Consider the following 11,867-nt stretch of genomic DNA (forward strand, 5'->3'; position numbering starts at 1 on the left):
ACGACACGGAGCAAGCACATGACCACACCGACCCACATCACCCTGATCACCGGCGCCAGCCGTGGCATCGGCGCTGCAGCCGCCATCGAATGCGCACGGCGCGGCATGGGTGTCATCCTGACCTACAAGCACCAGGCCGAGGCGGCCGATGCCGTCGTGCGCCGGATCGTCAGTGCAGGCGGCAAGGCCGTGGCGCTGCAACTGGACGTGGGCGACACCACGAGCTTAGAGGCCTTCGCTGTCGCAGTGCGCGCTGCCCTCGACACCACCTGGGGCGCGGCCCGGCTGCATGGCCTGGTCCACAATGCAGGCTACGGCCTGTATAGTCCGATCGAGCAGGTCACGCCGGAACAATTCGACGGCTTGATGAATGTGCACCTGAAAGGGCCGTTCTTCCTGACCCAAACCTTGCTGCCCCTGCTGGCCGACGGCGCCGGCATCGTCAACCTCACCAGCGCCACCACGCGCGTGGCCACGGTCGGCGTGGCGCCGTATGCGGCGGCCAAGGGCGCGCTCGATGTGCTTACGCGCTACATGGCCAAGGAATTCGGCCCGCGCCGCATCCGCGCCAATGCGGTGTCGCCCGGCGCGATCCGTACCGAGCTCGGTGGCGGCTTGAACGATAAAGTTGAAGCCATGCTGGCCTCGCAAACAGCGCTCGGCAGGGTGGGCGAGGCGAGCGACGTCGCCAGCGTGATCGCCAGCCTGCTGGAGGGCGAGCTGGCGTGGGTGAATGCGCAGTCGATCGAGGTCGGCGGCGGTTATCAGATCTGAACCACAGGAGTCCACCATGCTCGACCACATCTTCTTGCCCGTACGCGACCTGGACAGATCGCTGGCCTTCTACATCGCCGCCCTGGCCCCGCTCGGGATCGTGCAACGCCTCGATTACGACGGCAAGGACGGCCCGCCCGGCCATCCCGACCTGAAGGGCATCGGCGCCGGTGGCCGCATGTTCTTCTGGCTGCGCCAGGGCGAGCACAGCGGCGCCGGCCTGCACATTGGCTTCGTTGCCAGGAACCAGCAAGAGGTCGATGCGGCCTGGACTGCGGCCATGGCGGCGGGCGCGACGGACAACGGCGCGCCGGGTGCCCGGCTGCATTACGATCCGCGCTACTACGCGGCGAACGTGATCGATGCGGATGGGCACAGCCTGGAATTCGTCTACAAAAGCTGGCAGCATCCCGCCGGCTGACAGCGCTGGCTTAGCGCAGCGTCACGAGCTGCCGCGCAGCGCGCCAGCGCAGCAACGTTTGTAGCCGAGTGCGCAGTACCGGATAGACGAACGTGACATACAGGAGCAAGGTCAACGCAAGCAGCACGCCGGCCATCCCCATGATGGCGGGCGCTGCGCCACGCCACAGCAGCGCGGCGCACAACGCGAGCGGCACGGCCAGCAGCAGGGCGGCGAGCGTGCGCAGCAGCGGTGAGCGCCTCAGCAGATTGCCTGCCATCCCGGTGATGAAGAAGCCGCACGCGCCCAGCACGAGGCAGGCCAGCGTTGCCGCCGCCATGCCGGCATGCGGCGTCATGGCGCCGGATGGCAGCACGATCGCCGGCGCGACGAGCACCAGCATGCCGGCGGCGAAGCAGAAAAGTCGCAGGATCGTCATGGCGATACCTTGCGCGGCAAACTGACAGTGGCGGTGTTCTGGCTCATACGAGATCGATTGCATCATTCAGCCAACACGGCAGTGCCACAAAGATAGCACGCAGGAAATATGTTGGGTCACACTGCGTGTCTTTGGTGCGCGACAGAAGTGTCATTGTTTTGCGGTGAAAGTGTCGTGCAAATGTAGCGCCTGCATCTGCGCACATGACAGTTGTCACCCCATATCGATGGCAAGCGCCCCTGCCGGCGTACCGGTACGCCCGCCATACTGATCTCACACCAACCCGTGAGGAAACCATGTCCACCTTCGTCGCACAAGCGGCACTTGCCGCCGCCGGTCTGTCCATCTCTTGCCTGGCGCTGGCCGCCGCCACCCTGGTCCAGGATGTCCGCGTTTTCGACGGCAAGGCCGTGCATGAGCGGCGCTCGGTGCTGTTCGATGGCGCCGTTGTCGTCGATGCCCACTTTCGCGGGCCGGTGCCGCAGGGCGCGCGCATCGTCAAGGGCGCCGGCCGCACCTTGCTGCCGGGCCTGATCGACGCCCATACCCACGCGTTCAAACAGTTCGACCTGCCGGTGCTGTTCGGCGTGACGACCCAGATCGACATGTTCACCGCCGTGCCGATCATGCAGCAAGCCAGGCGCAGCATGGCAGCAGGCCAGAACGCCGGTCGCGCCGACCTGTTCTCGGCCGGCATCCTGGCCACGGCGCCGAACGGCCACGGCACCCAGTTCGGCGTGCCGATTCCCACCTTGACGCGCCCGGGTGAAGCGCAGGCCTTTGTCGACGCCCGCATCGCCGAAGGGTCGGACTTCATCAAGATCGTGCTGGAGAGCGGCGGGCAGGGTACCGCCAAAATGAACTCGCTCGACATTGCGACAGCAAAAGCGCTGATCGACGCGGCGCACCTGCGCGGCAAACTGGCAGTGGTGCACGTGAGCACCGAGCTTGACGCCCGCGCCGCGCTCGACGCCGGCGCCGATGCCCTGGTCCACCTGTTCCTCGGCGCCGCGCCCGATGCGCAAGCGGTCGACAGCCTGGCCAGACTGGCCAAGCGCAAGAACGCTTTCGTGATCCCGACCTTCACCGTCCTGGAAAGCATGGCCGGCGTGGGTGGCGACGACCTGCTGGGCGATGCCGGCCTGGCGGCGCTGGTCGAACGTGACGGCGCGGCCACGCTCAAGGCGCGCTACGGCCAGGCGGCGCGGCCGCAACTGCTGGCCACGCCGAAGGCCGTCACGGCGGCCATGGCGAAGGCGGGCGTGCCGATCCTGGCCGGCACCGATGCCGGCAACACCGGTACGCTGTACGGCATCAGCATGCACCGCGAACTGGCCGCGCTGGTGGAGGCGGGCTTGAGCCCGACTGCCGCGCTGACTGCCGCCACCAGTGCGCCGGCCGCCGCCTTCAAACTGGGGCAGCGCGGCTGCATCGCCAAGGGCTGCAAGGCCGACCTGCTGCTCGTCGAGGGCGACCCGACACGCGACATCACCGCCACGCGCCGCATCGTCGAGGTATGGAAGGATGGACAGAGCGCGAATGCCTTGCGCGACACGAAACGGCAGCTGGTCGCGCAGGAACAGAGCGGCTCGAAGCGCCAGAGTTTACCGCTAGACGGCCGCATCAGCCAGTTCAGCGATGCCGAACTCGGCAGCCCGTTCGGCAGCGGCTGGATGCCGTCGACCGACCAGTTCGCCGGCGGCAAATCGACCGTCAAGCTCGATGTGCTGCCGGCCTTGCCCGATGGCCAGGTGCCGCTCGCGGTGCAGGCCAGCGTCGCGCCCGGCCTGCCGTTCGCCTGGTCGAGCGTGGCCTTCATGCCAGGCACGACGCCGATGCAGCCGGTCGACCTGAGCGCGGCCAAGGTCGTGCGCTTCAAGGTGCGCGGCGATGGCAAGACCTATCAGGTGATGCTGATGGGCGCCGCCAGTAATCGGCCAAGCAGCGTGCCGTTCGTCGCCGGCAAGGAATGGGCAGAGATCAGCGTGCCGTTCTCGGCCTTTGCCGGCATCGAGCCGACGGCGGTCGCCATGCTAGCATTCAGTGCCGGACCACAGCCGGGCGAGTACCGCTTCGAACTCGCCGACGTGCGCCTGCTGGCAGAATAATCATCGGGAAAGCCACATGACCACGACCCTCAGGCAGGCTTTGGCGCGACCCTGGATGCCAGCCGACTACGGCAAGCTGCAGTATATGTGGCTGCTGTCGCTGGGCTACCTGTTCTGGAAGTTCTACTATGTGCCGCCCGGTGCGCTCGAGGCGGTGCTGCTCGCGGTCACCATCATCCTGTTCGTGCCGCTGTACTGCGCCAGCTTCTGGCCGTGCGGCAGGCGCGTCTACATCTGCGTGGCGGCCACTTGCCTGATCGGCGCCGCATGGGCGCGCTTCAATCCCGGCGCGGCCTGCTTCTTCATCTTCGCCTGCGCCATGTGCGCCCGCATCCCCGGCATGGCCCGGGCTGTGGGCGGCATGCTGGCGGTGATCGCGAGCGCGGCGCTCGTGGCGCTGTTAATCCCGCAGATGCAGATGGTGTTCTTGATGCCGGTCCTGATGGCCGGCGTGCCGGTGGGCCTGTCGTGCATCATGGATGCGCGGCTGAGGGCGTCGCGCGCGCTGTTGATGCGCAAGCAGGAAGAAGTCGAGCATATGGCCCGCATCGCCGAACGCGAACGCATCTCGCGCGACCTGCACGACCTGCTTGGCCACTCGCTGTCGATGATCGCGCTGAAGGCCGAACTGGCGCGCAAGCTGGCGCGGCGCGACCTGGCTGCCTGCGAGCGCGAAATCGCCGACATCGAAACCAATGCACGTGAAGCGCTGGCCGAAGTGCGGGCGGCCGTCACGGGCTTTCGCCAGAGCGGCCTGGTGCAGGCACTGGCCAGCGCCCGTGCCAGCCTGCTCGCGGCCGACGTGATCTTCGACGAGCGCGTCGAGCGCATCGACCTGGCGCCGGCGGCCGAACACGTGGTGGCGCTGGCCGTGCGCGAAGCGGTGACGAATATCGTGCGCCATGCCGGCGCGTCGCGCTGCACCCTGAGCCTGGTGCAAGAACAGCAGGGCGGCCAGGCCCACGCCGTGCTGCGCGTGCTCGACGACGGCAACCTGCGCAGCACCGACGGTCTGCAGTCCGGCAACGGCCTGGCGGGCATGCGCGAACGGGTGGCGGCGCTTGGCGGACGTCTGTCGCTGCAGGCCGGCGCCGGCCTGGCGCTCGAATTGCACGTGCCGTCGCGAGCGTCCGCATGATCCGCATCGTGATCGCCGAAGACCAGACATTGGTGCTGGGCGCGCTCAGCGCGCTGCTGCGGCTCGAGCCCGATTTCGAGGTGGTGGGCGGCGCTGCGGACGGGCGCGAGGCATTGGCGCTGTGCGAGCGCCTGACGCCCGACATCGTGCTGACCGATATCGAGATGCCGCACATGACCGGCCTCGAACTGGCGCAGGGCCTTGCCCAGCGCAAGCTGGCATGCCGCGTGGTGGTGGTGACGACCTTCGCGCGCAGCGGCTACCTGCGCCGCGCGATGGAAGCCGGCGTGCGCGGCTATCTGTTGAAGGACGCGCCGGTCGACGCGCTGGCCGCCGCGATCCGCGTCGTGCATGGGGGCGGGCGGGCGATCGCGCCCGAACTGGCGCTGGAAAGCTGGAGCAGCGGCAGCGATCCGCTGACCGAACGCGAGCGGCAGGTATTGCGGCTGGCCGGCGAAGGGCGCAGCAGCGGCGAGATCGCGCGCCAGGTGCATCTGTCGGAAGGCACGGTGCGCAACTACCTGTCCGAGGCGATCAGCAAGCTCGGGGCGGGCAACCGCGTCGAAGCCTACCGGTTGGCGCGCGATGCCGGCTGGCTGTAGATGTCGTCGTTCTGGCGCGGCCGGCGCAGCTGGTTCCAGGCGACGGTCTTGGCGGCGCGGCGGGGCGGCGTCTTTGACTGCGGCACGTGCATCAGCGGATAGATGAAACTGCAGTAGAGCAGGGTCGTGTGCATCAAAAAGAATGTGCACAGGTAGACCATCAGCATATTGCTGCCGTGCCAGATGACGATGCCGCTGGCGCCGAACGGCACCATCAGCAGCAGCGCCGCGAACGAGCGCAGCATGGCGTCGCGGCCCATGCGGTGGCCGGCCATCGCCACCAGGAAGAACCCGCCCGAGCCCAGCGCCACGCCCATCAGCACGATGTACGGCTCGATCCAGTCCGGGATGCCGTGCGCCGTCGACGCCAGCAGCGCGGCCGGCAGCAGGATGGCGAACACGCCCGCTGCCATGCTCAGCAGCCGCAGCACGCGCATCTCGCGCCCGCGAAAGACGGGGCGTGCGGTACGCGTGACGGGAGTGGAGTTCATGGCAGCAATGATCGGGATAGGTGGGAAGTAACGTCCGGCATCACGTCGCGGTTGACATGCTTCCGGACGATAGCACAGCCGACTTCCCGGGCAGCGCGCGCATCAGCGCATCAGTGGCCGACGCTCTTCGAAAACAGGTTGATGACCAGCACGCCGGCGACGATCAGCCCCAGGCCGGCAATGGCCGCCAGGTCGAGGCTTTGCTTGAAATACAACCAGCTCACGAGCGAGATCAGCACGATGCCCACGCCCGACCAGATCGCGTAGGCGATGCCCGTCGGCAGCACGCGCAGGCTGAAGGTCAGCAGGTAGAACGACAGCGCGTAGCAGCCGACCGTGATCAGGCTGGGGGCAGGGCGGGTAAAACTGTCGGACGCCTTGAGGGCGGTAGTGCCGATGACTTCGGCGACGATGGCAAAGCCCAGATAGAGGTAAGCGAGGTTCGGTGTCATGAAAAGTGAACACGGCCCGTCGCCGGGCCGTGGTAATGGTTACTGCTCGCGCTGCCAGGTCTGGGTGCGCCCGAACATCGGCGCGCCGATATAGCCGCGCACTTCGAGCTTGTTGCCGTTGTCGGCCAGGGTGGCCTTGCTTTTGTAGGTCTTGCCGGCGGCCGGGTCGAGGATCTCGCCGCCGGTGTAGTCGCCGCCTTCTTTTTTCAGGCCCGACAGGATGGTCATGCCGATGATCGGCTGGTCCTTGCGCGCGTCGCTGCATTTCGAGCACAGCGGATTCTGCTCTTCGGACGGCGCCCGGTACAGCTTTTCGATCTTGCCGCTCAGGACGCCGCCTTCTTCGGTGATCCGCACCAGCGCCTTCGGCTTGCCGGTCTTGTCATCGATGGTCTTCCAGGTGCCGACAGGCGAAGTGGCCTGCGCCCACGCGGCGGCGGGCAGGGCGAGGATGGCGGCGGCGATCAGGCTTGCTTGGATCAGGTGGCGCATGTGTTGTCTCCGGTATTGTTGTAGGTACGGCAGAGTGTAGCCTACCGCATCGCCGGTGTGACGGCGCAAAACCCGAGGATGGCTTCCAATCGCCTGGCGCGGTGCTTACGGCGCGTTGCGCACGTCGTCGGCCGTGACCTGGTGGCGCCGCTCGGCCGGGCGTGTCAAGACGCGCAGGCTCACCTCGATGGGCACGCCGAGCGTGGCCAGTTCGCGCGCCGCAGGGCGGGCCTCGATCGACACGTCGTGCAGCACGGCGTCGATGAGGAGGGAGGTCTTGTAATCGCTTCGTCGGTCCATGTTGCGATCGTACCATGTCCATCGCGCTTTAGATTGCCAGCTACTGGTGCGCAACGGAGCACCCGTGCACCGGCAGCACCCGTTTTCTGTCCATCTTGGCACAGTCGGAAAAGCACCACGGTGGGGCCGAAAAAACGATGGGAATTCCTCTTGGAATCATGTAACTTGTGCCACTTCTTGGCGGAAGACTGCCATTCAAATTTTTATTCTAGCCAACGCAGGAGAACCACCACCATGCTCGACCTGGTCAACGCCGTCAACGGTGTCATCTGGAGCCCCATCATGATTGCCCTGTGCCTCGGGGCCGGTCTGTACTTCTCGATCCGCGGACGCTTCCTGCAGGTGCGGCACGTGCGCGAGATGCTGCGCCTGATGCGTGAAGGGAAGAGCTCGGAGCAGGGGGTGTCGTCGTTCCAGGCACTGGCGATGACGCTGGCCGGCCGGGTCGGCACCGGCAACATCGCCGGCGTGGCCACCGCCATCACCTTCGGCGGTCCGGGCGCGATTTTCTGGATGTGGATGATGGCCTTCCTGGGCGCCAGTTCGGCCTTCGTCGAGTCGACGCTGGGCCAGGTCTACAAGGAGCAGGTCGGCAACCAGTATCGCGGCGGCCCGGCCTTTTATATTGAAAAGGGCCTGGGCATGAAGTGGTATGCCTGGGCGTTCTCGATCGCCACGCTGTTCGCGACCGGCCTGCTGCTGCCGGGCGTGCAGTCGAACTCGATTGCCGAAGGCCTCAAGACCGCCGCCGGCATCGATCCGCTGTATACCGGCATCGGCCTGGCCGTGGTGCTGGCCGTGATCATCTTCGGCGGCGTCAAGCGCATCGCCAGCTTCGCCGAGGTCGTGGTGCCGTTCATGGCCGCCGCCTACATCCTGGTGGCGGTCGTCGTCGTGGCAATGCACATCGAGGCGCTGCCGGGCGTGCTGCGCCTGATCTTCAGCTCGGCCTTCGGCCTCGACGCCGGCTTCGGCGCGATGCTCGGCCTGGCGATCCAGTGGGGCGTCAAGCGCGGCATCTATTCGAACGAAGCCGGGCAGGGCACCGGCCCGCACGCCTCGTCGGCCGCCGAAGTAAGCCACCCGGCCAAACAGGGCCTGGTGCAGGGCTTCTCGGTCTACATCGACACCATCTTCGTGTGCTCGGCCACCGCCTTCATGCTGCTGGTGACGGGCCAGTACAACGTCGAGAATGCCGATGGCACGGCGCGCTTCATCGGCGTGCAGGGCGTCGCCTCCGGCCCCGGCTATGTGCAGACCGCGCTCGAGAACGTGATGCCGGGCTTCGGCGCGCTGTTCGTTGCGATCGCGCTGCTGTTCTTCGCCTTCACCACCATCGTGGCCTACTACTACATCGCCGAGACCAATATCGCCTGGATGGACCGCCATGGCCGCCATCCGTGGCTGGCCTTCGTGCTCAAGCTGTGCATCGTCTCGGCCACGATCTACGGCGCGGTCAAGACCGCCGACGTGGCCTGGGGCCTGGGTGACATCGGCGTCGGCCTGATGGCGTGGCTGAACATCATCGCGATCTTCCTGCTGCGCAACGATGCCTTCAAGTGCCTGCGCGATTACGAAGCGCAGAAGAAGGCCGGCAAGGAGCCCGAGTTCGACCCGGTCGCGCTCGGGATCAAGAATGCGCATTACTGGGAGCGGCGGGCTGATGCATTGCGGACGCAAGAAGTCGCCGTACGCCGTGACGAAGTAGTCAAGTAATCCGGTCAACGCCCTGCCGATGTACAGGCAGGGCCATACCTTCGGCGGCTGTCAGTCTTGCGCGAAGTACGACAGGAACATCGACACCGCCGCATCGATCACGCGCGCCTGCTCGGCGGCGTTCAACGGCGCCGCGCCCATCGCGATCTGCGGCCAGAACGCGAATGTCTTGATCTGCCCCTGCAGCACGGTCGCGGCAAACGACGGGTCGCCCGCCTTGAGCCTGCCATCGGCCTGCGCCGCACGGATCCAGGTCGTCACGCCTTCTTCGCGTTCGCCCAGGCGCGCGATCACCGGCAGCGTGCGTTCCGGCGCGTGGATCGCCTCGCCGATCGCCACCCGCGCCAGCGCCAGGAAATCCGGATCGGCCAGCGTGCGTATCTTCAGCGCCATCAATTCAAGCAACTGCTCGCGCAGGCTGCGCTCGCTCTGGTAGCCCAGCTCGAGCTGGCCCGCGCTGCTCTCGAACATCGTCATCACGGTTTCGCCGAACAGCGCTTCCTTGCTGGCGAAGTGGTTGTAGACGGTGCGCTTGGACACGCCGGCCAGCGCCGCGATGCCATCCATGCTGGCCGTCTCGTAGCCATGCACGCGAAACTGCTCGGCGGCGGCGACGAGGATGGCGCTGCGTTTTCGGTCGGTAAGGCGGGTAGGTCCGGTCATACGAGAATTCTACACTCGATAGTTTACTTTCTCAAAGTTCGATACTACACTGTGTAGTGTACTTTTAACGAATCGACCATCTATGCGCCTACTCATCGGCATCATTTTTCTGGGAGCCCTCGCCATGGCTATCTGCACCTCCGTATCGGCCACGACCACTGCGCCGGTATCGCCCCAATACCACGACGGCAAATTTCGCAATCCGGTGCCCATGCACAAGGCGAGCCTTGGCGACATGGCAAAGCTGTGGTGGATCTTCCTGTTCGATAAGCCTTCCGGCACCACGCCGCAGCAGGCCGTGCCCGTGCAGCCGCTGACCCGCGCCGCGCTGCTGGCCGCGCCCGACAACACGCTGTACCGCCTGGGCCACTCGACGATGCTGATCAAGCTCGCGGGCGCGTTCTACCTGACCGACCCGGTGTTCTCCGAACGCGCCTCACCCGTGCAGTGGTTCGGCCCGGCGCGCTTTCACGCGCCGCCGATTTCCATCGACGAGCTCCCGCCGATCAAGGCCGTGATCCTGTCGCATGACCACTACGACCATCTCGATCATGCGGCCGTGAAGGCGCTGGCCGCGAAGACAACGGTGTTCCTTGCGCCGCTGGGCGTGGGCGACCGGCTGATCGACTGGGGCATCGATGCCGCGAAGGTGCGCCAGTTCGACTGGTGGCAGAGCGCCGAGATCGACGGCGTGCGCTTCGTCGCGACGCCGGCCCAGCACTTCTCGGGCCGCGGACCGCACGACACCAACTCGACGCTGTGGGCATCGTGGGTGATCCAGCACGCCAACCTGCGCCTGTTCTTCAGCGGCGACACCGGCTACTTCAAGGGCTTCAAGGAGATCGGCGCCAAGTACGGGCCATTCGACGTGGCGCTGCTGGAAACCGGCGCCTACGACAAGCGCTGGCCCGACATCCACATGCAGCCCGAAGAGACGCTGCAGGCCTTCGTCGACCTGAACGCCGGCTGGCTGCTGCCGATGCATAACGGGACGTTCGACCTGGGCCTGCACCGCTGGCAGGAACCGTTCGACCGGATCGAGAAACTGGCCGACGAGCGCGGGATCAAGCTGGCGACGCCGGAGATGGGCGAGGCGCTGGACCTGACAGCGCCGCATGCGGGCGGGCGCTGGTGGCATGGCTTGAAGTGAGATTGCTACGCGCGCGCCGGTGCGCTGCGCTGCAAACCCAGGCGCATGGCGCCGCGTTCGAGCAGGTGCGCCAGCGCGTAGCAGCACCCCAGCACCGGCAGGTAGACGACAAAGGTCCAGGTCTGCACGTCGCCCAGCAATGACCTGTACAGCGACTCGGTACCGAGCACGATGAACATGTGGAACAGGTACAGCTCGTAGCTCAGGCTTCCCATGCGCGCGAGCCACCCGAGGCCACGGCGCGGCGCTGGCGGCTGCGCGTGAAAGGCGAGCAGCAGCAGGCCGGCGCCGATGCAGACGAGGTACAGGTTCGCCTTGAACAGGTGCCTGTAGACGATGTCGGACCAGCCCAGCACCAGCACGAGGCAGCCCGCACCGGCCAGGCCCAGGATGCGCGCAGCGCCCGCGCCTGGCCGCCAGCGGGCAGCCAGCAGCGCCGTGAGCACGCCCCAGGCCAGCGCCGCCATCCCGGGCAGGTACGCCTTTTCCCACCACACCTCGTCGCTCATCGGCACCAGCGCGCGCAGCGGTTGCAAGCCCAACGCCAGCAACAGCAGCATGCCGATCAGCACCCGGCGCGGCAGCCACAGGCACAGCAACGGAAAGCCGACGTAGAACACTTCCTCGATCGACAGCGACCACAGGACGTCCCAGCCCGCCGGCTCCCAGCCGGTACGGCCTTCGTACCAGTTGAAGGTAAACGTCAGCGCCGAACCGAGCAGGCCGGCCAGCGACTGCCGTTCGGTCTCGGGCGCGAAGCCCGGCACTTTGCACACGGCCAGCAGCGACAGCAGCGCCAGGGCCAGGCCGAGCAAGGGCAGGATGCGCCGCGCGCGGGCGCGGTAGAAGCGGCGCAGGTTGACGCGCTGGAGGTCGCCATCGCGCTCGACGATGCGCAGCGTGATCAGGAAGCCCGACAGCGTGAAGAAGATGAAGACCGCTTCGTAGCCATTGAAGCTGATGGCGTCGAGCAGGCGTTTGGGCAGCCACTCGCCCAGCAGGCTCGGCCCCAGCGGCAGGCGAAACGGCAGGGCGAGGTGGTGCACGATCACGAGCAGGATCGCCAGGCCGCGCAGGCAGTCGATGCCGACGTTGCGCGTTGCCGATAGCCGGTCGGGGCGGGGAGTCGTCATGTGGTGCTG

General features: G+C 66.7%; 14 protein-coding genes. 7 read left to right on the forward strand and 7 right to left on the reverse strand.

Annotation, left to right across the window (positions count from 1 at the left end; all coding sequences use genetic code 11):
- The first annotated feature begins 18 nt into the window (after window positions 1–18).
- Together AB2N08_RS09800 and AB2N08_RS09805 are read left to right on the forward strand one after the other, a co-directional pair.
- The gene (locus AB2N08_RS09800; protein ID WP_367610450.1) at window positions 19–774 is read left to right on the forward strand and encodes an SDR family NAD(P)-dependent oxidoreductase; all 756 of its coding nucleotides are present in this window, start codon (window positions 19–21) and stop codon (window positions 772–774) included.
- Between the two features lie 16 nt (window positions 775–790).
- Window positions 791–1,195 (forward strand): VOC family protein, encoded by a 405-nt coding sequence (locus AB2N08_RS09805; protein ID WP_367610451.1) that lies wholly within the window; start codon window positions 791–793, stop codon window positions 1,193–1,195.
- Between the two features lie 10 nt (window positions 1,196–1,205).
- Here the strand turns inward: AB2N08_RS09805 and AB2N08_RS09810 are convergent, their stop codons facing one another.
- Window positions 1,206–1,613 (reverse strand): hypothetical protein, encoded by a 408-nt coding sequence (locus tag AB2N08_RS09810; RefSeq protein WP_367610452.1) that lies wholly within the window; start codon window positions 1,611–1,613, stop codon window positions 1,206–1,208.
- A 296-nt stretch (window positions 1,614–1,909) separates the two neighbouring features.
- Here AB2N08_RS09810 and AB2N08_RS09815 point away from each other — a divergent pair, with 296 nt between their 5' ends.
- Genes AB2N08_RS09815 through AB2N08_RS09825 form a run of 3 tightly spaced genes read left to right on the forward strand, consistent with a single transcriptional unit; the run spans window position 1,910 to window position 5,461 of the window.
- Window positions 1,910–3,721, forward strand: coding sequence for a CIA30 family protein (locus AB2N08_RS09815; RefSeq protein WP_367610453.1), 1,812 nt, complete (start codon window positions 1,910–1,912; stop codon window positions 3,719–3,721).
- 16 nt (window positions 3,722–3,737) lie between these two features.
- Window positions 3,738–4,859: a sensor histidine kinase gene (locus AB2N08_RS09820; protein ID WP_367610454.1), complete on the forward strand. Its 1,122-nt coding sequence runs from the start codon at window positions 3,738–3,740 to the stop codon at window positions 4,857–4,859.
- Window positions 4,856–5,461 carry a response regulator gene (locus AB2N08_RS09825; RefSeq protein WP_367610455.1) on the forward strand — a complete coding sequence of 202 codons (606 nt, stop codon included), beginning with the start codon at window positions 4,856–4,858 and terminating at the stop codon, window positions 5,459–5,461. Before AB2N08_RS09820 ends, AB2N08_RS09825 begins: the two co-directional genes overlap by 4 nt.
- On the opposite strand, the gene AB2N08_RS09830 is transcribed toward AB2N08_RS09825, so the two are convergent.
- The 4 genes from AB2N08_RS09830 to AB2N08_RS09845 form a co-directional block, all read right to left on the reverse strand.
- Entirely contained in the window at window positions 5,428–5,952 is a 525-nt protein-coding gene (locus tag AB2N08_RS09830; RefSeq protein ID WP_367610456.1) for a hypothetical protein, read from the reverse strand. The two genes, AB2N08_RS09825 and AB2N08_RS09830, sit on opposite strands and share 34 nt — an antisense overlap.
- Window positions 5,953–6,062: 110 nt before the next feature.
- Window positions 6,063–6,404, reverse strand: coding sequence for an SMR family transporter (locus tag AB2N08_RS09835; RefSeq protein WP_367610457.1), 342 nt, complete (start codon window positions 6,402–6,404; stop codon window positions 6,063–6,065).
- Between the two features lie 39 nt (window positions 6,405–6,443).
- Window positions 6,444–6,896 (reverse strand): DUF2147 domain-containing protein, encoded by a 453-nt coding sequence (locus AB2N08_RS09840; RefSeq protein ID WP_367610458.1) that lies wholly within the window; start codon window positions 6,894–6,896, stop codon window positions 6,444–6,446.
- A 105-nt stretch (window positions 6,897–7,001) separates the two neighbouring features.
- Window positions 7,002–7,196: a hypothetical protein gene (locus tag AB2N08_RS09845; RefSeq protein WP_367610459.1), complete on the reverse strand. Its 195-nt coding sequence runs from the start codon at window positions 7,194–7,196 to the stop codon at window positions 7,002–7,004.
- A gap of 234 nt (window positions 7,197–7,430) precedes the next feature.
- Here AB2N08_RS09845 and AB2N08_RS09850 point away from each other — a divergent pair, with 234 nt between their 5' ends.
- The gene (locus tag AB2N08_RS09850) at window positions 7,431–8,912 is read left to right on the forward strand and encodes an alanine/glycine:cation symporter family protein (protein WP_367610460.1); all 1,482 of its coding nucleotides are present in this window, start codon (window positions 7,431–7,433) and stop codon (window positions 8,910–8,912) included.
- 51 nt (window positions 8,913–8,963) lie between these two features.
- Here AB2N08_RS09850 and AB2N08_RS09855 read toward each other — a convergent pair whose 3' ends face one another.
- A complete protein-coding gene (locus tag AB2N08_RS09855) occupies window positions 8,964–9,575 on the reverse strand; it encodes a TetR/AcrR family transcriptional regulator (protein WP_367610461.1) in 612 nt (203 codons plus the stop codon).
- Window positions 9,576–9,699: 124 nt separating this feature from the next.
- Here AB2N08_RS09855 and AB2N08_RS09860 point away from each other — a divergent pair, with 124 nt between their 5' ends.
- Complete coding sequence (locus tag AB2N08_RS09860; protein ID WP_367610462.1) at window positions 9,700–10,725, forward strand: MBL fold metallo-hydrolase; 1,026 nt, start codon at window positions 9,700–9,702, stop codon at window positions 10,723–10,725.
- Between the two features lie 5 nt (window positions 10,726–10,730).
- On the opposite strand, the gene AB2N08_RS09865 is transcribed toward AB2N08_RS09860, so the two are convergent.
- The gene (locus tag AB2N08_RS09865; RefSeq protein ID WP_367610463.1) at window positions 10,731–11,858 is read right to left on the reverse strand and encodes an acyltransferase family protein; all 1,128 of its coding nucleotides are present in this window, start codon (window positions 11,856–11,858) and stop codon (window positions 10,731–10,733) included.
- Between the last annotated feature and the right edge of the window lie 9 nt (window positions 11,859–11,867).

Origin of the sequence: Massilia aurea (assembly GCF_040790145.1) — a bacterium.
GTDB classification, from domain to species: Bacteria; Pseudomonadota; Gammaproteobacteria; order Burkholderiales; family Burkholderiaceae_D; genus Telluria; species Telluria aurea_C.

What these genes read in the sequence shown, in the direction of transcription:
- AB2N08_RS09865 (WP_367610463.1), bottom strand. Translation starts at nt 11,858, where the DNA reads ATGACGACTCCCCGCCCCGACCGGCTATCGGCAACGCGCAACGTCGGC.
- AB2N08_RS09845 (WP_367610459.1), bottom strand. Translation starts at nt 7,196, where the DNA reads ATGGACCGACGAAGCGATTACAAGACCTCCCTCCTCATCGACGCCGTG.
- AB2N08_RS09850 (WP_367610460.1), top strand. Translation starts at nt 7,431, where the DNA reads ATGCTCGACCTGGTCAACGCCGTCAACGGTGTCATCTGGAGCCCCATC.
- AB2N08_RS09835 (WP_367610457.1), bottom strand. Translation starts at nt 6,404, where the DNA reads ATGACACCGAACCTCGCTTACCTCTATCTGGGCTTTGCCATCGTCGCC.
- AB2N08_RS09840 (WP_367610458.1), bottom strand. Translation starts at nt 6,896, where the DNA reads ATGCGCCACCTGATCCAAGCAAGCCTGATCGCCGCCGCCATCCTCGCC.
- AB2N08_RS09830 (WP_367610456.1), bottom strand. Translation starts at nt 5,952, where the DNA reads ATGAACTCCACTCCCGTCACGCGTACCGCACGCCCCGTCTTTCGCGGG.
- AB2N08_RS09855 (WP_367610461.1), bottom strand. Translation starts at nt 9,575, where the DNA reads ATGACCGGACCTACCCGCCTTACCGACCGAAAACGCAGCGCCATCCTC.
- AB2N08_RS09805 (WP_367610451.1), top strand. Translation starts at nt 791, where the DNA reads ATGCTCGACCACATCTTCTTGCCCGTACGCGACCTGGACAGATCGCTG.
- AB2N08_RS09820 (WP_367610454.1), top strand. Translation starts at nt 3,738, where the DNA reads ATGACCACGACCCTCAGGCAGGCTTTGGCGCGACCCTGGATGCCAGCC.
- AB2N08_RS09815 (WP_367610453.1), top strand. Translation starts at nt 1,910, where the DNA reads ATGTCCACCTTCGTCGCACAAGCGGCACTTGCCGCCGCCGGTCTGTCC.
- AB2N08_RS09810 (WP_367610452.1), bottom strand. Translation starts at nt 1,613, where the DNA reads ATGACGATCCTGCGACTTTTCTGCTTCGCCGCCGGCATGCTGGTGCTC.
- AB2N08_RS09800 (WP_367610450.1), top strand. Translation starts at nt 19, where the DNA reads ATGACCACACCGACCCACATCACCCTGATCACCGGCGCCAGCCGTGGC.
- AB2N08_RS09825 (WP_367610455.1), top strand. Translation starts at nt 4,856, where the DNA reads ATGATCCGCATCGTGATCGCCGAAGACCAGACATTGGTGCTGGGCGCG.
- AB2N08_RS09860 (WP_367610462.1), top strand. Translation starts at nt 9,700, where the DNA reads ATGGCTATCTGCACCTCCGTATCGGCCACGACCACTGCGCCGGTATCG.